Here is an 18,512-nt window from a genome sequence, read left to right on the forward strand (position 1 = left end):
CTCTCAAAGCCCAATTACATTGTCGGCACCTGGCCGTGACCATAAATTGCAGGTCAGGGTTTCTGCTCCATTAACGGGCAGCAATTTGCCTATCATTATTTTCTCGCACGGCTTTGGATCTTCAACGGATGCCTATGGTCCGATTGTCAATTACTGGGCAGCCCACGGTTTCATCGTGATACAGCCTACTTATCTTGATTCAAGGACGCTTAGCATAAATCCGAAAGCAGACCATAGTGAAGCGATCAAAGCATATCTGGAGGATCCACGGAAGTACGACATGTGGAGAATACCGAGTAGAAGACACAAAGCGTATTCTTGATCAATTGGATTTTATTGAAGATTCTGTTTTAGGTCTTAAAGGACGGTTGAACAAAAATCTTATCGCAGCAGTAGGACATTCTTTTGGGGCCCAAACCACTTCAACGTTGCTAGGCACCCGGGTGATCAATGTCGATGGCAGCTTAAGTGAAAATCTTTCTGATCCGCGTATAAAGGCTGGTGTTCTCCTCAGCGCTGGCGGTCGTGGCGGTGATGCTTTGAGCCCTTTCGCTAAAGAGCATTTCCCCCATTTAGACCAGAGTTATAAAGAAATGAATATTCCAACACTTGTAGTTGCAGGCGACAACGACAGATCTCCATTGACCGTACTCGGGCCAGAGTGGTTTACAGATGCCTACTATCTGAGTCCCGGTGCAGATGCATTGGTTACTTTATTTGGCGGAGAACATATGCTTGGCGGGATTTCTGGGTACCTGGTAACGGAGACTAAAGATGAAAACCCAGATCGTGTTCAAGCCGTACAAAGGCTTACTCTAGCCTATCTTCGAAGCGCACTCTACCCGAATGATAATGCGTGGATAGACGCCTGTACCTGGTTAGCATCGAATCCTAATCCGCAGGGCAATGTCATGATCAAATAACTCTTGATGCGGATTGAAGAAGTGGTTTTTCATCACTTTTGATCTGCGATCCGTTTACACCGGAACTGCTGAGAGAGCAGGAAAGTGTAGAACACAGGGATGCATTTAACTGTAGTTCTGTATTAGTGCGATTCCAATCTCCCAGGTATCGGGATGAAAGCATAACCCACACGGATATGGCCTGATGATCATATTTGTGTGAGCACGGGTTAAAAGGTGGTAACCAGAAATCCGGTCTGGAACCCCATCAAGCAAAGTTGAATAGGATTACGAGAGAAACCTGTGTCTGAATCATCGTAATGGCGAAATAGCGAAAGTATAATGTATCATTCGTGGTATCGAATGTTTCGGCTGCAATATCCTTACTGATGTTGATGTCATCTTTCCAGGAATGAGGAATCATAACTAATCATGTTAACCAAAATGCAGGCTCCATTAAAGGATTTTGCCAAAATGGAAGAAAATCATTAATTTTAAGCTTATCGATCTTTAATGAGCATCACCTAATTTAAACCTCTCGACCGTTTTGATTTTCGCAGAAGACCTTTAGATATCGGAAATCTGCTGCCATGGGATCGTGGACATTAATAGCACCTTTTTAATAGGGTGTTTGCTATTAGGAGGATTGGTTAAAAGAATTTTATCAGCGCCACTTGGCTTATTATCTTACCTAACTTAACAATGGTATTGCAGAGATATTTTTTAAATATACTGGGGGCGGATCTAAAGGCAACGAATAGTGCGAAACAAGCAAAAGGTACGTCTTTCGTAAAGCGAACACTCCTCCTCATTTCGGGTTAAAAATGGCCGCTAAATTGCCTGAGAGAGGGTAGGGGGTCACCTTCTTTATTTTTTCATCACATATTTCAAATTATCAAACAACCTTTGTATAAGTCTTCTGTCATTCGTAATAATCTCTCCTAATCCTTTCGCTTCTGCCTTAAAATCTAGATTACTACCATAGTTTGTCTTAAGTTGGTTAGGGAAGTCAACGAGAATCATATAGGTGTCGACTTCGCTTGTTTCTGTTTTAGCAGTACTTGTGTCAGTGAAATAGAGTTTACCCTGCCGGTAACAGATCCATATTCCATGTAGGGGTAATTGTCCAATTTTACAATTACTTCCTGCCCTACTTTGATTTTACCAGAGCCCTGTGCTGGTAATATCAACTGGCCTAAAGCTTTTTCATGCTTAGGAATAATAGTAAATACCTGCTCGCCGTTTTGGACAAATTGATTCTCAGAGTAGAATTTCAGAAATTGTACACAGCCTTTAAATGGTGCCTTAAATACATATTTTTGTTCCCAACTTTTAATATTGTCGACTAGATCATTATAAGCAGAAATTAAAGCAATGCGAAGTTCCTTTTCTTTTTCTGGTTTTTGGATATTCAATTCCTCTATTTTGCTCTTTGTTTGTTGCGCTGCCTGTTTAGCACTAATAAGGTTATTTACCGCATTTTGATAGGCATCCTTAGCGGATAAATAATTCATTTCGGTTTTATCCAATTCCGATTCACTAATAACTCTTTTCTTAAATAAAACAGAATCACGGCTATAGAATTTGTTTGAATACTTTAAACTATTTTCACTCATACCCAATCGTTTCTCGACACTATTAATTGCTTTACGTTGCTCATTTAAAAGTTCTTCAAAATTTCTTGATTGTTTATCCATTAATTTATCTTGTTTATAATTAATAAAACCTTGTAAGGCGTTTGAAAATGAATAGTATTTTAGATTGAGTTCACCTAAAGACAAATTATGAGGTAGTTTCTGATGGATGTTTATAATTTCATCCGAACTTGGATTATATGATTGAAGTAAACTATCTATAAAGATAAGATTTTTCAGATCCGTGGAGTTCTCAAGATAAGCAATGATTTGGCCTTCATCAACTTCTTCCATGGATTTTATTCCATTTAATTTAATTTTTCCTGAACCGTTGGCCACCAATTTTATAGGTGCAGAATTCGCATTGATCGTAATTTGTCCAGAAACAATATCAGGGTACCGCACAATCCATCCAAAAAAGGCCATTAATACAAAAATAAATACGACGATTATTGTAATCCAAAAACCAAAACGCGTGGGCATGCGTTCTATGATAGTTTGTACCTCTTCACTACGAGCATTTGCAAAATAGACATTTTCTTCCATCGTTGTTTTATCGGGCTTTAGTTTGTGTAATCAATTGAGCTGTTCAGTACTTAAGCTCGTACTTAAATCCAATTGCGATTGTACCAACTGGAAGTACCGACCTTTATGTTCCATTAAAGTGTCATGTTTACCAACTTCGACGACCATTCCACCTTGCATCACAATAATCTGATCGGCTTTATTTATGGTACTCAGTCGATGAGCTACTACTATAACCGTTTTATCTTTAAATACCTCATCAAGGGCTGTTGTTATCTTTTGTTCATTAATAGTGTCCAGTGAATTAGTTGCTTCATCAAAAAATAAATAATCGGGGTTTTTGTATAGGGCGCGTGCAATTAAAATCCTCTGCTTCTGACCACCACTTAGCCCCCTGCCTTGTTACCCATCATGGTCTGGTAACCTAATGGTAATTGCTCTATTTCAGGTCCAATATTGGCAGTATTTAAAGCCTTCTTCAATCTTTCATAATCGACTTTTTCATCATCTAAAACAATATTGTTCATTATGGTATCATTAAATATTTTTCCATCCTGCATCACAGCTCCACATTTATCTCTCCATTGTTTGAGACTTATGTTGTTTATATTCATATTCCCAATCATAATTTCGCCATAACTAGGCTTATAAAGACGTAATAATAGTTTTAGAAGAGTTGATTTCCCACTACCACTATCGCCAACAATAGCCGTAATTTTTCCTTCCGGGATGATAATATGAATGCCTTTCAGAACCAACTGCCCTTTAGGACTGTATTGAAATGCGACATTATTGATTACTAAGTTTTTATTTTCAGGTAGTTCAACACTATTACTCCCAACGTCATCATGCTCATCAGTAAGCTGATGTATTTCATTAAGGCGCATAAAGCTGATTTTAGCAAATTGGAAAGATATAATAAACTGAATAAACTGTACAACGGGTGCATTTAGCATTCCAATAATAAACTGGGTAGAAATCATTACACCAAAAGTAATTTCACCAGCAATCACCGCTTTGGCGCAATAAAAGGTAATGAAAAGATTTTTTAAACTGTCAATAAATTGAGCTCCCAGATTTTGTGTATTCGTTATACCTAACACACGTAGGTTTACTTTGTATAAACGTGCCTGTATATCTTCCCATTTCCACCGTTTTTGTTTCTCATAATTATTAATTTTAATGTCCTGAATGCTCGCAATAGTTTCCACCCAATAACTCTGATTTTTAGATATCAATTCAAAATACTCCCAATCTAACTTCTTGCGGATATTTAAAAAGCCCATTACCCATAACACATAAATTAAACTTCCCACTAAAAAAATGTAAAAAATAATGGGATTGTAAATAAACATTATCACACTAAAAACTACAAAAGTTAAAGTAGAAAAAATCATGTTTAACGAGTTATTCATAATAAAATCGCGGATACGTTCGTGGTCTTGTGCCCTTTGTAAAATATCACCGGTCATTTTATTTTCAAAAAACGTAATAGGCAAGCGCATAAGTTTGATGAGATAATCAGATATAAGTGCAATGTTTACTCTTGAGGTTACATGCAACAAGATCCAATCCCTTACTAGATTACTAAGCAGAACACTTACAATAATTGCAACATTTGCCATTAAGACAATATTTATGAAATCTATATCATGCGTTTGAATACCAACATCAATAACAGCTTTACTTATAAAAGGTAACAAGCCCTGTAAAATAGTTACCAATAGCATTACAACAAACAGGTTTACAAAACTTTTTTTGTAAGGTTTAAAATAAGCCAAAAAATTTTGAAATGTTTTTTTTCGAGATATTTTTTCGTCTCCCTCCCGCTGGCTAAAATCTGCTTGCGTTTCAATGGCCATTAGTACTCCGCGCTGTACACCATCGTTGTCTAGGTTGGCTGAAGAAGAGAGACTCGATTTTTAGCCATTTTGCGGCAAACTCCCTGGTATCATACCTTATGTACCCTTTAGCTGGGTCCGAGACATATATGATTCCACGTGATGACACTTTATAAACCACCACAAAATGGCTATCATCCCAATGAATAATGGCCGGCAACGGTACTTTATACAACAAATCCTGCATGCTGCATTTTAGTGATAGTGTACGCAAACCAATTTCTTCAGCAGCATGACTTAGATTTAAAAAAGACACCCCCTCTTTAGTTAGGCCACATTGATCTCTGAGATGCTGTAAAGAATAATACCTACCATAGTATTTAGCAATCATTTTCAAACATGCAGGACCGCAATCCATCATATCGAGTTGTCTGTCGCAAGGGAATTTATTAAGCTTCATTAAGAAATTTCGGTAAATGATTTACCAAAATATGCTTTTTTGCTTGAAAATCTGAGAGTTAATATATATTTTTATTAATAAATAAATTATTAAAAATTAACAATCTATGAGAACATTAAAAAGAATGACGCTTAACCAGCTCGAGGAAGAAATGATTTGCTTAAGGGAAATTGATCAAGAAAAAGTTCTAGGTGGAACTAGTCTAATTACCACTTTCCCTGTAATCATAACAATTACACGTTTTGCTCAAGGCGGCTCAGGCTCCACCGCGTATACTGCCTCTTATTTTTCAGCTACAGGAGGAAGTACGATGCCTGGCTCATCAGTGTCCGGCTATATGTTAGAACCTGGTGGCCCATCTTCTTTTGGTAGCGGAAATGACCAACGTATTCCAGCAGGCGATTATAACCTTAATCATAATCCAACAAACAAAGGAAGTTTCGAATTGTATAATGGCGGTGTATCTACAAGTAGACACATTAAGATACACGCAGGTAATACTGGCGGTGATACCGAAGGTTGTTTATTACCTGGATCAACTTATAGCAATGGCTTTGTTGGTAATAGTCAAAATACATTATCGTCATTAAATGCCTTTATTCTAGGAAATGGTTATGGAAATGTTATAATAAGAATTGTGGATGCTTTTGTTCCTGATTAAATACAAAAAACAGATGAGTCAAATAGCTTGTTTGACTCATTTTTATTCCTTTGTAAAAAAAAGTTAAAAAATCTAGAATTCATGTATTTGTTAAAATCTAATTCCCTATGCTTAAAATAAATGACAGTATAAAAATTCTTGTGTTATTTTGCTTCTCCATTTGTCAAAGCATTCATGCGCAACTTCCTGTAGATACACATAAACATTTGAAATTTACTATTTCAAATAAAACGATCAACGTTGTATACGCTAATGAATTGCCAATAAAATTTAAAGGTCAAAAACTGTATTCAGAATTTAAGGTCATAGAAACACCTAACAATTTACTTAAATTCTATAGCGCTATAGAGGAATGCACAATTCAAAAAGTGAATAATGCCCTCTTAATAGAAACAATCTATATTTTAAACGTGGATGGAAAGTTTACAAAAAAAAGAACAAGTTTGTTTAGAGATAGATTTTTCTTAAAGAATAGCAAAATCAGTTTCGAAAGAAAAATTTCACCTGACTTTCCTTATTTAAGCGCTGGAAAATCAAATTTAGTTTTAAAAAATTATAGATCTTTTTTAAAACTAAATCCAGAAAATGCAAATCTTGAAAAAACAATCAATCAAATCCAGGCTCTTTTTACTGCTGCAATGAGCAAGAACGACAGTGCTCAAAATTATCTTTTAAATTTTGAAAAATATTATAAAGGCATAGTTGATGGTGAATTAGCTGAAGAACTACATTTTTTTCAAAAGACCTTAAGAGAATATAAAAGATGATAAAAACAGCCTACATGCGTATCTTAATTAATTCTGTTCTCTTTTTCGTTGCTTTAGTACCCTTGATCGCTGAAAAAGGATTTGCTCAGTCAAAGAATATTATTGTAAAAGCGAATTTTGGCACTAATTACCTGGTTTCTTTACCTGATAAATGGGTAGTTGATTCAACTGATTCTGATTCAAAAAAGCGAGATGATGATTGTTGGATATATAAATCTAAAGAAGATTTAAATGCTGATGGAATATTAATTCAATTAAGATCATTTAAGAGAAATCAAAACCATTTGCCTCTTGACGATCTGAATGCAGATGTGAATGAATATTTAAAAGAAACAAGAGACAGTATTCAGGTCTTTGAATGGAACAATCTCCCCTTAAAATATAAGTATGCTTCAAAAGGTGTTTTTAAGGTAAATTCTTTTTATCAGTATCTGTGTTATGTACACTTTGATAAGGAAAATTACCCTTTACAGGCCCTGTCAGTTGCAGTTAATAAAGGGAAGAATACTCTCAATACTGATGAACAAAAAATTATTTCATCTTTCATAGAATCCGTCTTATTAGTAAAATAATAGTGCTAACAAGTACTTTCTTCATATTAACCCATGATATTTATTACCGCTCAGCCTGATCATTATTATTTTCTATGGCAAATACAACTTCAATTGTTTAACTTAAAAAAACTAGGTGTTGCTCCCGAAGACATACATGTTTTGATTGGCTATGATGCCAAAGTTGGTTTGCAAAAACATTTTCAAGATTTTATAGCTCTAAATAAAGACGCTTTATTTTATACCTACCCAGACAAAAGGGAGCGGAGTTTTTATCCCTCTTCTATTCGTCCGCACATCATTAGTCAACATTATAAGTTTGTACCTTTTTTAGAGAAATCTACCATTTTCTATATCGATTCAGATGTATTATTTAGAGAATTGCCAAATTTTAAAGAACTAGAACATACTGATACTTGGTATATTTCAGATACAGCTTCTTATTTAAATTATCAATATATCATACAATCATCCAATGAAAACACCTTCCTGAGCATGTGTAATATTATTGGAATCAAACCGGATTTGGTATTACTAAATAATAATCACGTAGGTGGGGCACAATATATTCTCAAAAATTTATCCTACAAATTTTGGGACAAGATTGAGCAAAATTGCGAGGAATTGTATGATTTTAACAAATGATAATAATGCAAGAGCTGAAAAAGCATATATTGAAAAACAAATACGAAGGTCAGAGTTTAAAGGTATACAAGCATGGTGTGCCGATATGTGGGTTTTGTTATGGAATGCTTGGTTAAATAATGTTGAAGTTCTGACAAATAAAGAGCTGGATTTTTGTTGGCCTATGGACAAGCTTTCTTGTTGGAATCGGACTAAAATTTTGCATTATAGCGGCGTTTCAAAAAAAGAGAGTGAAACACTTTTTTGCAAAACCAATTATGTGCATTCTAACCCTTTTGCAGATTCATTTAATTCGATAGATAAAGATTCCTGCAGTCTTCCTGTGATAGAGTTAATACGTGAATTTGCTTTGGCAAAAAAAAAAAAAAATACTAAATGACCTTACTTTTCTAATTCCCTACAAAATATACACAAAAAAAACACTTGAAAGCATACTGATTCTGATACAATATTTAAATAAGAACTTTAAAGTAAATTTTATAATTATTGAATTAAGCCCTCATTAGAAATAAAAGAAGCCTTTAACTCAACAAAAAATAAAAGCATACAATTTGTTAGTGCCAGTTCTCTTTTGCAGGAAGATGTTTTAATTTCAAAACTAATACAGACTCAAAAATTATGTTTTATTCCATTTGACACGATATTATCAATAGACGAAGTGCTTTTAAACTACAATAAGTTATGTGATTTACAACACAATGAAATAATATGCATGGAGAATGAATGTTTGGAAATTGATTATTTGTCAAAGGTTATTTTTTCTAAAATCCTAGAGATTGATCTTTTCAAAACCAACCGAGGTAAATTTCGTCTCATAAATACCAATACCGGAAATATTTATTTTTTAAACAAGAATTCTTACGGACTTATACCAGAACTAATTGAGAATTTTGATAAGGGAATGAATTTAAGCTCTAAGGATTACAAATTATTGATGAAAAATTCGGGGAGATTCAAATTACCTTCAGAATGAAAGACAGCCTAATTAAACAATTTCAAAATCTGGATTTAAAGGGTTTGAACAACGGTCTCCAAAATGGGAAAGCTGGATACGCTATTCTTAATTTTCTTCTTTTTAGATTTACCAATAATGAGTTTTTTGAGGATAAAGCTATAACTCTTCTCAACGAAATAAGTGAAAATATTAACGACACAAATGATACGGGTTTTGCAAATGGTTTGTCTGGTATTGCCTGGGCGATTGAATGGATCTCTAAAAATGACTTTTTAAACATTAATACGGATGAAATTTTATCAGATATTGACGATAGAATTTACAGATCAATAATCCACAAACCAGATGATAATTTCTATCTTAATAATGGCAGCCTAGGGAAGCTCCTATATTTAGCATCAAGACATAAGACCAGAAATCCTAGATCAAATAGATTTAACAAAATCTATATAGAAGAATGCCTAGTAATACTTAGCGATGAAATATACAAAACCTTGATAAATAACGGTGCAATGTTCATAAAAGAACCTCGGCAAGAGTTCTTAAAAAAAACATCGGCCTATTATGTGTTTTTTATTCCAAATTTCTAAATCTAAGAATTAATGAGCAGGTAGTTGAAAAATCTACATATACAATAATAAGTTACATACACGAATTCCTGCAAAAAAAGATAAGATCTCTTCACTCTAAGAATAATCAAGCTGCAAACATATCAATTGTCGATTTAAAACATACTGCAAGTTGTTTTTTTACACTCAACGATTTACTATCAACACACACATTGGCAAATATGCGCTAAAACTATTTTGAATACTTTAAATAAATACGAGAGTAATTTAGTGAAACCTAATCCGAAATATCTGATATCCAGCATCAGACTTTCCGCTTTAAATAATAATTATTTAAGTAATACCTCTGATTCTTATGAGGTTAATGAAGAATTGCGAGAAGTCAATGTTTTCGAGCTAAAAAGTAATTTTTTATTCAATTACGGATTAGCTAAGCTGAATTTGGCTGATAATAGATTAATAGCCGATTGCCTGAAATCTTATTTGCTTTTGATTAATTTCCTAAATGTCGTATTCTTATAGTTGAATCGTAAGCGTTCGGTGAAAAGCGTGTTTGAAAAGTGTAAATAATATTTATTGATATTTTCATCTAGCTTGCATCTCTATATTTGCGTTATGATAACCCTAGGACAAACATTGCAAAAATTACGGGAGTCTCGTGGATTTAGTGGAAATACAGTAGCGAAGGCGATTAATCGTAAGCCATCGGCTAAGTACCTAAATCAGGTGCTTTAGTACTGTTGACCCAGTTTTGTGGGAGTAATTCCTGTAATTTATTTGCATGATGTTCCGGTATCCTGATAAGGATGTCCCTTAGCCATTCAAATGGATTGACATCATTTTTCTTGCAGGTACCCATAAAAGAATATAGCATTGCTGCCCTTTGTGCTGCTTCATGAGAACCAGCAAAGAGGTAATTTTTTCTTCCAGTATTATGTAAAACTTTACATAACCCAAAGAAATTGGTCTTAAGTGCATTTTCGCAGAGATTGTTATCAATTTTTAGATTCCCATCATACAGGTAAGCAGATAAAGCATCCCATCTTGCATAGGCATAGGCCATGGCTTTACCAATTTGACTTTTTGGAAGTGTTGTTTTTATTTCTTCAAAGATCCATTTACCAATTTCATTGATCACCTGCAATGATTCGGCCAGGCGAAGATCTTTTATTTTTGCAGGATCCAGTTCAGCTTCTTTAGCCTTGCGTTCTACAGCATATAGCTTTTGGATAAGTAATAACGCTTTTTCGGCTCGCGGTTTATCATTATTTAAGGATTTTTCAAACTCTCTGCGTGTATGTGCCCAGCAGGCCAGGTGGGTAATTTCTTTTTTTCGTGCATACTTTTCGTATACAATATAGCCGTCAGTTTGGAGGTAGCCGGAAAAATTACTCAATATAGGCGCAGGTGCACTACTGCCGCGGGTAGGACTATAATCAAACAATACTGTACCATCTAATGGGGCATGAACACCCAATAGTATCCTTGGTGACAAGCCCCTTTCTTATCACTATCAAGCACTTTGATTGGCGTTTCGTCGACCTGCAGGTAGCCTTTTGTTTTTGTATCCAAGAGTAGCTGATCATAAAGTGGTTCCAATTTATTCAGGGCCTCTTTGGTCCAGCCTTCGATGGTTGAGGAAGGTATTTGAATATTTTCCCTCGCAAAGCGTTGTTTTTGGCGATACAAGGGAAGGTGGTCCATATATTTATCGGTAAGTATCGATGCCAATAGCCCTGAACCAGGAATACCTTTATCAATTACCCGTTCAGGGAGTTCTGCGATTTTCACACCTTCCCCAGCTTTGGTGGTATATTTATAACGAATGTAACGTTTGATAAAAAAGCGAGCTGGTTCACATTCCAATTCTTCGGTGATTTCCTTACCGATGCATACCATACCGCTCAAGTCACCTTCAGGATAGATCTCAACTTCTTCTACAGGAAGGTGCCCGGGTAGTTTAGCACGTCCATGATGATGATTTGGGCGTTTGCGGATGTATTCAATCTTTTGATTGATCTTTTCCTGTTCTATTAATATAGCTTCGGGTTCAGCTTCAAAGGGAAGTATGGCCTGATTGGGATCACCTTCAAAGCGTTCTCGTTTCTGTCCAAACTGCATGCGCCTGAGCATTTCGACCTGCGATTTCAGGTAGTTCCGCTCCTGGGAAAGGGATTCTATTTTTTCATCACGACAGGAAATGACCTTTAAAAGGTCCTCTTTCGATAGGTTTTTTAATGCCGTTTCCATACCCTAAAAATACGAATTTACCAGCGACTTAACAAGTAGAAAGCTTGTTTTTAAACTAATGAATAGCGTTTTTTTCGTATACTCTTTACAACATGGATGCCCTCTACCATTAGCACCAGGTCGCTCCATTCTAATGTTAATACATCATTGTGCTTTGGCAAAGAAAAAGTACCAGATTCCAATCTTTTGTAATAAAGCACAAAGCCTCCTCTTTCCCAGTGGAGCAGTTTGATATGTGTCTTACTGCGATTCAGAAATACAAATACTTCACCACTTGTAGCTGAACGCTGCATACTTGAACTTACCAATCCACATAACCCGTCAAAACTTTTGCGCATATCACAATGCCCCGAATAAAGATAGAAACGGTGGGAAGATCCTAGTGAGAACATCCTAATAGAGATGAATTAGCCTGGCAATAAGATTGAGGTCACTACCGGCATGCACTTTAACCCCGTTGGGATAAGTGATCTCTATTTTTTGATCAGTGATACCTTTAGGTAGAACTTCCCTGAAACCTGATAAACCTTTCTCTTCTTTACTAACACTAATCCAGTAACCGAAGGTGCCAACCTTAATCCCATGAAAGGAACAAAATTCCTGTTGGGTCTGAGTACTATTGCGCCATTGACTAACCAAAGAAAGCATATGGCTCCGTTTTTCTTCTGATATATTCATCCAACAAAGCTAGAAAGCACTTGTCACAGATCAAATATGCACTTTGTAGGTAGGGCGGATACATTGGTTCAGGATATTGGGCAACATGGAATAAATTCCGCCGAAAACACAAACGAACAGAACAAACCACAAGGCAGATCGCGTTAATTGGGCGGAGACTATACTTCCTGATTAAAGAGATGATATATATAACAAACTAACTCGTATAAATTATTTAAAAAGAAAGTGGCGGAATTTTATAAAAGAATCCGCCACTTAAATCAAGTTTTGATTGATCGTTTCTATGAAATGAATAGAGACCAAGTTTTCCCAGGTATTCTGGAAAATATTAATCCACGTATGCAAAATGTTAAGAAGAATTTGTTTGATTCCGTTTCTTCAGCAGATTTCTTAACTATCTCGTTATATTTTGAATTACAATTTCTTTTATGTGGCGCTGACTTCAAGTACTAATTTAGGATAGTCTTTAGGTCTAAATAATAGTCTTATTCACTGGCCAAAAGCAACTTATAAGGGGTTTTATGAGCCAAATAATGAAATAATCATTTTGATATTTTCTTAAATTGAGAGGCCGTCTGTCCAAATACACTTTTAAAAGTTTTGTTTAAATGGCTTTCATCTGTAAAGTTCATTTCATTGGCAATCTCTGAAATCGTAAGATCGCTATATTTCAGGCGGGTTTTAATCAGTTCTAATTTATATCGGGTAATGTAATCTTTAATTGTGTTACCTGTTTGTTGTTTGAAGTACCTGTTCAAATGATCAGGGGATTTATTGAAGTGAGCGGAAATGTTTTCTATTTTAATCAATTCCTTGTCGTAGATATGTTGTTGAATGTAAACTGTAATTTCATGAATCCGGTCTTTTGGATTGTGAATTTTAGAAAAGCTGATGATATTTTGCTGGATATTTCTTGCAATTAAGTGAAGTAGTAAAAAAACGATATTTTGAGTGATGATGTTTGCAAAGGACAACTGCTTTTCCTTCTCTTGTATCAGTTGGCTAATTAATACCTCGAATACGTTCCTATCTGATTCATTCACAAGATTTCCCTTGGTGTTATGATGGTTGTGGAATATGTATTCTAACCGTTTAAAAAAAACCCCAACGTCCATCTTCTCTTCCTGTCTGAAAGGACTCCTGGAGAAAAAATTCTCCGTAAAATCGATAATGCAGAACTTGGTTGGGCTTTCAATTCTAAAAGTATGCGCGTCATCTGGTGTCAGCAGGAATATATCTCCCTTTGAAAATTCAAAATGATTGTTATTGATATTATGGATGCCTGATCCTTCTAGAACATAGATCATCTCAAAGAAATGATGTTTGTGTAAACCCGATGTATTGGTGGTGATTTCTTTAATGGTCACCTCAACATCCTGAAATAGCTGTAAAGTTTTCATGTCTTAAAGCTACCGAAAAACATCGGTTTTATACCTGTTCTGGTTTTCATGGTCGTTGTAATTTTACATTCTAATTAAAACCGATAGTATGGCAGAGCTTGTTATGTCTAAACCTGAAAACCGCCTATCTTCTGAATTATATGGGAGAAACATGGTGCAGCAGTGGTTACAGGGGGATGTTTAATCTTCATTATTCTAGCCTGGGTAGCAGGTAAGCAGGAGAGTAGAGGAATTGAAATTACTTTTTATGTCCTTGCTTATCTGATAGGTGGCTATCAAAAAGCATTAGAAGGATTAGAAACACTTTTTAAGGATAAAGACCTTGACGTTGATCTGTTAATGGTTGTTGCCGCAATTGGTGCTGCGGTGATTGGATATTGGATGGACGGTGCAATCCTAATATTTATATTTTCCTTAAGCGGTGCTTTGGAAGGCTATACAATGGAGCGGACAAACAAGGATATTGAGTCAATTATGAACCTGCGCCCTGAACAAGCGGTTCTTTTGGAAAATGGCGTAGAAAGAATTGTAAAAATAGATGTTCTAAAACCAGGAGATACCATATTGGTTCGTCCGGGAGAGCGGATTTCCGCAGACGGTATTATTTCAGAAGGATATTCGGCGATTAATCAATCCTCTATTACAGGAGACCTTTGCCAGTAGATAAAACAAAAGGTGATGAAGTCTTTTCTGGTACAATTAATGGGCAGGGAGCTATTGAGATCAGTGTAACAAGTCCGGCAGAAGAAACTGTTCTGGCTAAAATCATCCATCTGGTGCAGGAGGCAAAAAATGAAAAACCGCCTGCACAGCTTTTCTTAGAAAAGTTTGAAGGGATATATGCAAAGGTTGTGGTATTAATCGCTGTTCTGTTAATGGTTTTGCCACCGTATCTCTTAGGTTGGAATTGGGATCAAACTATATATCGGGCAATGATTTTTCTGGTAGTCGCCTCACCATGTGCGCTCGTGTCTTCTATCATGCCTGCGATGTTATCCGCAATATCTAATGCCGCCAGGCATGGTGTTTTATTTAAAGGAGGCGTACACCTACAAAATATAGGTGGGGTGAAGGTAGTTGCTTTTGATAAAACAGGTACACTTACCGTTGGACAGCCAAAATTAGTAGATATTTTACCGTTTGGCTCTTATTCATTCAGAGATGAATTACTTCGTGTGACAGCAAGCGTTGAAACACTTTCAGAACATCCAATTGCAAAAGCAATTGTTCAGGCTGCTATTGAAAAAAATATTCCTTTAACACGACCAGTAGGATTACAGGCCATTCATGGTTTGGGAGTTCAGGCTTCGTTAGATCTGGTTGAATACAGTATTGGAAAAAGAAATATGATTACTGGTGTTTTTATTGACCAGACGCACGATAAAATTGCATCGCAATTAGAAGAAGAAGGCAAGACTGTTATATTTATTGCAGCAGGTCAGAAATTAATCGGTGTGATGACCATTCAAGATAAAATCAGGCCTTGGGTCAAGAAAATAATAAGTGACCTACGGGATATGGGGATCAGAACTGCCATGTTAACCGGGGACAGCAATACAACAGCATTGGCTATAGCAAAGCAGGCAGGGATTGAAGATGTTTATTCAGAGTTAATGCCTCAACAAAAAGTGGAAGTTGTACAAAAGTTGGAAGTTTATATGGTAAAGTTGCTATGGTGGGTGATGGTATCAATGATGCTCCGGCATTAGCGACAGCTTCAGTTGGAATTGCTATAGGAAGCGGCGGTACAGACATCGCTATGGAAACAGCGGATGTTATCTTAATGAAGGACAATATTGAAAACATACCTTTCGCAATAAAATTAGGCCGAAGAACAGACAGGGTAATTAAACAAAATATTGTGTTTGCGATTGCGGTAGCACTGACATTAGTTACCTTAAATTTTATTGGAGGGATGATCAATCTACCCGAAGGTGTGGTTGGTCATGAGGGAAGTACGGTACTGGTTATTTTAAGCGGACTTAGACTATTGAGGTAATCATTAGTTTTTTTAATATAATTTATGACACATAATTCTATATTTGCAGTATGAGAGTATGGCTTGCCCGTGTTTTTATTGGTCTTGCGTTCAGCCTATTATTGGTTCATAACCTCATTCCTCACCATCATGATGAAGAAGCAATAGAGTAGCTGGAGATCACCGCGATCACCAGGATCATCATGAAGAGCGCTCGGCGACCCCTTTTGATAATGTAAAACTTGATGGTGACTTTGTTCAGAAACTAGATTTCCAGCACTTAGATGTCAGTGTACCTGTAAATTTGGTTTTGGTGTTATACAATTTTACACAGGAACCCATTGTAATTGTTCAACAGTATTGTACACCACAACCTGATCATCCCCCGGCGCTATTTCATATAGATGCCGCCTCACTAAGAGGCCCCCCTGTTTATTGTTAATTACCGGAATTATTTGCTGTTGAAGTAAATGAACAGGATTGCCTGTGCAATCTCTTTTTCTGATTTTTTACAATAAACTTTCAAAATGCTCAATAAGATCATAGAGTTTTCTATTAAGAATAAGCTTGTTATTGGTTTATTTACCCTTGCATTGATCGCATGGGGTACTTATTCCATTACCCAATTACCTATTGATGCCGTACCTGATATTACAGATAATCAGGTGATGGTCATCACTGTTACCCCAAGTCTGGCCGCCCAGGAAGCCGAAAGGTTAATTACTTTTCCGGTAGAGCAAACGATGGCCAGCATTCCCGGCATTAGCCAAATCCGTTCCTTTTCCCGTTTTGGCCTGTCCATAGTTACTGTTGTTTTTAAAGAAGATGTTGACATCTATTGGGCACGTCAGCAGATTGGAGAACGTTTAAATGATGCCGCCAAACAAATTCCTGAAGGTGTCGGTAAGCCTGAAATGGCTCCTCTTACCACAGGTCTGGGTGAAATATATCAGTATGTGATCCACCCTAAAAAAGGTTATGAAAATAAATACGATGCCACTGAATTACGTACCATTCAGGATTGGATCGTTAAACGCCAGTTATTGGGTACTCCGGGAGTTGCCGAGGTCAGCGGTTTTGGTGGTTATGTCAAGCAGTATGAAATTGCTGTAAATCCTGATCGCCTGCGTAGTGTAAAGGTCAGTATTGCTGACATATTTAAAGCTTTGGAAACCAATAACCAAAATACTGGTGGTGCTTATATCAATAAATCGCCCAATGCTTACTTTATCCGAACAGAAGGATTGGTAGGTGGGCTGGAAGATATTGGGAAGATTGTGGTCAAAACCAATAACGGAATCCCTGTACTGATCCGTGATGTGGCTACTGTTCAGTTTGGAAACAGTGTGCGTTATGGAGCAGCAACACGTAATGGAGAGGGTGAAACAGTTACTGGTATTGTCATGATGCTGAAAGGTGCCAATTCTTCTGAAGTGATCAACAATGTCAAAGCCAGGATTGAGCAGATCAAAAAGACCTTACCTGAAGGCGTAACCATTGAACCTTTTTTAGACCGTAAAAAGTTGGTTGATAATGCGATTGGTACAGTGTCCAAAAACCTGATTGAAGGAGCATTAATTGTGATCTTCATTTTAATTCTGTTTTTAGGAAATCTACGTGCTGGGTTGGTAGTGGCTTCTGTAATTCCATTGTCTATGCTGTTTGCCATCTGTATATGATGAACCTGTTCGGGGTTTCGGGTAATTTGATGAGCCTGGGGGCGATAGATTTTGGGCTTATTGTAGATGGTGCGGTAATTATAGTGGAAAGTATTGTTCACCGTATTGCTATAGGAAACTTTGCGGCAAAAGGAATTTCCCGGCTCAATCAGCAGCAAATGGATGAAGAGGTTTATCAGGCCTCCTCTAAGATCAGAACAAGTGCTGCATTTGGGGAAATCATCATCCTGATTGTATACCTGCCTTTATTGGTGTTGGTGGGTATTGAGGGTAAGATGTTCAGGCCTATGGCGGAAACGGTGATGTTTGCAATTCTAGGGGCATTTATTCTGTCACTTACCTATGTGCCGATGATGGCCGCTTTAGGTTTAAGCAAGAACACTACACATAAGCGTAATTTTTCAGATAAAATGATGGATTACTTCCAGAGATTATACAGTCCGCTTATTAGAAAGGCTATTCAGCACAAGGCTGTTGTGGTCATCACACAGCAATTGTTCTTTTTGTGATCAGCGTAATAACCTTTAACCGTTTGGGCGGGGAGTTTATCCCTCAATTGGATGAAGGAGATTTTGCAGTGGAAACAAGGGTGCTGACCGGAAGTTCGATTGACCAGATGATCGAGGTATCCAGAAAGGCGCAAAAGATTATTCTTGGCTTTCCTGAAGTCAAACAGGTGGTGAATAAAATCGGATCAGGAGAGATCCCAACCGACCCTATGCCCATTGAAGCGGGTGATATGATGGTAATCCTGAAGGATAAAAGTGAGTGGATAAGTGCCAAGACCAGAGAGGAATTGGCCGATACCATGCAAAAGGCGCTTGCGGTAATACCAGGGGCTACCTTTGGCTTTCAGCAACCCATCCAGATGCGTTTTAATGAGCTGATCACTGGTGCAAAACAGGATGTGGTGCTGAAGGTTTATGGAGAAGACCTGGATGTACTGACCACTGAGGCGGCAAAGATCGGTAAACTGATCAAGCCTATTCAGGGGGTGTATATGATACTTATGTAGAA

The 18,512-nt window shown here is 36.8% G+C and carries 23 protein-coding genes and 1 pseudogene; 15 read left to right on the top strand and 9 right to left on the bottom strand.

The features are described from left to right. Window positions 1–19: 19 nt before the first annotated feature. Entirely contained in the window at window positions 20–322 is a 303-nt protein-coding gene (locus ACWYN3_RS27675; protein WP_456217236.1) for an alpha/beta hydrolase, read from the top strand. A 106-nt stretch (window positions 323–428) separates the two neighbouring features. Continuing rightward, on the top strand, window positions 429–923 hold the full coding sequence (locus tag ACWYN3_RS27680; RefSeq protein WP_456217237.1) for an alpha/beta hydrolase family protein: 495 nt from the start codon (window positions 429–431) through the stop codon (window positions 921–923). A gap of 247 nt (window positions 924–1,170) precedes the next feature. Here ACWYN3_RS27680 and ACWYN3_RS27685 read toward each other — a convergent pair whose 3' ends face one another. The 5 genes from ACWYN3_RS27685 to ACWYN3_RS27705 form a co-directional block, all read right to left on the bottom strand. Continuing rightward, window positions 1,171–1,326: a hypothetical protein gene (locus ACWYN3_RS27685; RefSeq protein ID WP_456217238.1), complete on the bottom strand. Its 156-nt coding sequence runs from the start codon at window positions 1,324–1,326 to the stop codon at window positions 1,171–1,173. Window positions 1,327–1,921: 595 nt separating this feature from the next. After that, window positions 1,922–3,082 carry an HlyD family secretion protein gene (locus ACWYN3_RS27690; protein WP_456217239.1) on the bottom strand — a complete coding sequence of 387 codons (1,161 nt, stop codon included), beginning with the start codon at window positions 3,080–3,082 and terminating at the stop codon, window positions 1,922–1,924. 30 nt (window positions 3,083–3,112) lie between these two features. After that, entirely contained in the window at window positions 3,113–3,244 is a 132-nt protein-coding gene (locus ACWYN3_RS27695; RefSeq protein ID WP_456217240.1) for a hypothetical protein, read from the bottom strand. A 203-nt stretch (window positions 3,245–3,447) separates the two neighbouring features. After that, window positions 3,448–4,923 (bottom strand): ABC transporter transmembrane domain-containing protein, encoded by a 1,476-nt coding sequence (locus tag ACWYN3_RS27700; protein ID WP_456217241.1) that lies wholly within the window; start codon window positions 4,921–4,923, stop codon window positions 3,448–3,450. Continuing rightward, window positions 4,913–5,362, bottom strand: a complete 450-nt coding sequence (locus ACWYN3_RS27705) for a cysteine peptidase family C39 domain-containing protein (protein WP_456217242.1) — start codon at window positions 5,360–5,362, stop codon at window positions 4,913–4,915. Before ACWYN3_RS27705 ends, ACWYN3_RS27700 begins: the two co-directional genes overlap by 11 nt. 106 nt (window positions 5,363–5,468) lie before the next feature. On the opposite strand from ACWYN3_RS27705, the gene ACWYN3_RS27710 reads away from it, so the two are divergent. The 7 genes from ACWYN3_RS27710 (at window position 5,469) to ACWYN3_RS27740 (ending at window position 9,531) form a co-directional block, all read left to right on the top strand. Beyond that, complete coding sequence (locus tag ACWYN3_RS27710; protein ID WP_456217243.1) at window positions 5,469–6,023, top strand: DUF5675 family protein; 555 nt, start codon at window positions 5,469–5,471, stop codon at window positions 6,021–6,023. A gap of 107 nt (window positions 6,024–6,130) precedes the next feature. Continuing rightward, window positions 6,131–6,790 (top strand): hypothetical protein, encoded by a 660-nt coding sequence (locus tag ACWYN3_RS27715; RefSeq protein WP_456217244.1) that lies wholly within the window; start codon window positions 6,131–6,133, stop codon window positions 6,788–6,790. Further along, complete coding sequence (locus ACWYN3_RS27720) at window positions 6,787–7,362, top strand: hypothetical protein (protein ID WP_456217245.1); 576 nt, start codon at window positions 6,787–6,789, stop codon at window positions 7,360–7,362. The genes ACWYN3_RS27715 and ACWYN3_RS27720 overlap by 4 nt, the downstream gene beginning before the upstream one ends. Before the next feature lie 33 nt (window positions 7,363–7,395). Beyond that, entirely contained in the window at window positions 7,396–7,986 is a 591-nt protein-coding gene (locus ACWYN3_RS27725; protein WP_456217246.1) for a hypothetical protein, read from the top strand. Beyond that, complete coding sequence (locus ACWYN3_RS27730) at window positions 7,970–8,365, top strand: hypothetical protein (protein ID WP_456217247.1); 396 nt, start codon at window positions 7,970–7,972, stop codon at window positions 8,363–8,365. Before ACWYN3_RS27725 ends, ACWYN3_RS27730 begins: the two co-directional genes overlap by 17 nt. Before the next feature lie 192 nt (window positions 8,366–8,557). Beyond that, window positions 8,558–8,959, top strand: coding sequence for a hypothetical protein (locus ACWYN3_RS27735; RefSeq protein ID WP_456217248.1), 402 nt, complete (start codon window positions 8,558–8,560; stop codon window positions 8,957–8,959). Continuing rightward, window positions 8,956–9,531, top strand: coding sequence for a lanthionine synthetase LanC family protein (locus ACWYN3_RS27740; RefSeq protein ID WP_456217249.1), 576 nt, complete (start codon window positions 8,956–8,958; stop codon window positions 9,529–9,531). Before ACWYN3_RS27735 ends, ACWYN3_RS27740 begins: the two co-directional genes overlap by 4 nt. A 688-nt stretch (window positions 9,532–10,219) precedes the next feature. On the opposite strand, the pseudogene tnpC reads toward ACWYN3_RS27740, so the two are convergent. From tnpC to ACWYN3_RS27760, 4 genes and pseudogenes are all read right to left on the bottom strand, one after another. Next, a pseudogene (gene tnpC, locus ACWYN3_RS27745) lies at window positions 10,220–11,760 on the bottom strand (IS66 family transposase). Window positions 11,761–11,810: 50 nt separating this feature from the next. Continuing rightward, window positions 11,811–12,152: an IS66 family insertion sequence element accessory protein TnpB gene (tnpB, locus tag ACWYN3_RS27750; protein ID WP_456217250.1), complete on the bottom strand. Its 342-nt coding sequence runs from the start codon at window positions 12,150–12,152 to the stop codon at window positions 11,811–11,813. A 1-nt stretch (window position 12,153) separates the two neighbouring features. After that, window positions 12,154–12,438 (bottom strand): IS66 family insertion sequence element accessory protein TnpA, encoded by a 285-nt coding sequence (gene tnpA, locus ACWYN3_RS27755; protein ID WP_456217251.1) that lies wholly within the window; start codon window positions 12,436–12,438, stop codon window positions 12,154–12,156. Window positions 12,439–12,980: 542 nt separating this feature from the next. Further along, entirely contained in the window at window positions 12,981–13,838 is an 858-nt protein-coding gene (locus tag ACWYN3_RS27760; protein ID WP_456217252.1) for an AraC family transcriptional regulator, read from the bottom strand. 162 nt (window positions 13,839–14,000) lie between these two features. Between ACWYN3_RS27760 and ACWYN3_RS27765 the strand changes: the two genes are divergently transcribed. The 6 genes from ACWYN3_RS27765 (at window position 14,001) to ACWYN3_RS27790 (ending at window position 18,510) form a co-directional block, all read left to right on the top strand. After that, the gene (locus ACWYN3_RS27765; protein ID WP_456217253.1) at window positions 14,001–14,501 is read left to right on the top strand and encodes a P-type ATPase; all 501 of its coding nucleotides are present in this window, start codon (window positions 14,001–14,003) and stop codon (window positions 14,499–14,501) included. After that, the gene (locus ACWYN3_RS27770; protein ID WP_456217254.1) at window positions 14,492–15,547 is read left to right on the top strand and encodes an HAD-IC family P-type ATPase; all 1,056 of its coding nucleotides are present in this window, start codon (window positions 14,492–14,494) and stop codon (window positions 15,545–15,547) included. Before ACWYN3_RS27765 ends, ACWYN3_RS27770 begins: the two co-directional genes overlap by 10 nt. Next, complete coding sequence (locus ACWYN3_RS27775) at window positions 15,511–15,837, top strand: HAD-IC family P-type ATPase (protein WP_456217255.1); 327 nt, start codon at window positions 15,511–15,513, stop codon at window positions 15,835–15,837. The genes ACWYN3_RS27770 and ACWYN3_RS27775 overlap by 37 nt, the downstream gene beginning before the upstream one ends. Before the next feature lie 506 nt (window positions 15,838–16,343). Beyond that, window positions 16,344–17,495, top strand: coding sequence for an efflux RND transporter permease subunit (locus ACWYN3_RS27780; RefSeq protein WP_456217256.1), 1,152 nt, complete (start codon window positions 16,344–16,346; stop codon window positions 17,493–17,495). Next, the gene (locus ACWYN3_RS27785; RefSeq protein ID WP_456217257.1) at window positions 17,492–18,004 is read left to right on the top strand and encodes an efflux RND transporter permease subunit; all 513 of its coding nucleotides are present in this window, start codon (window positions 17,492–17,494) and stop codon (window positions 18,002–18,004) included. Before ACWYN3_RS27780 ends, ACWYN3_RS27785 begins: the two co-directional genes overlap by 4 nt. Further along, window positions 18,001–18,510 carry an efflux RND transporter permease subunit gene (locus ACWYN3_RS27790; protein WP_456217258.1) on the top strand — a complete coding sequence of 170 codons (510 nt, stop codon included), beginning with the start codon at window positions 18,001–18,003 and terminating at the stop codon, window positions 18,508–18,510. Before ACWYN3_RS27785 ends, ACWYN3_RS27790 begins: the two co-directional genes overlap by 4 nt. The last annotated feature ends 2 nt before the right edge of the window (window positions 18,511–18,512 follow it).

The sequence above is a fragment of the Pedobacter sp. NJ-S-72 genome, assembly GCF_053890575.1.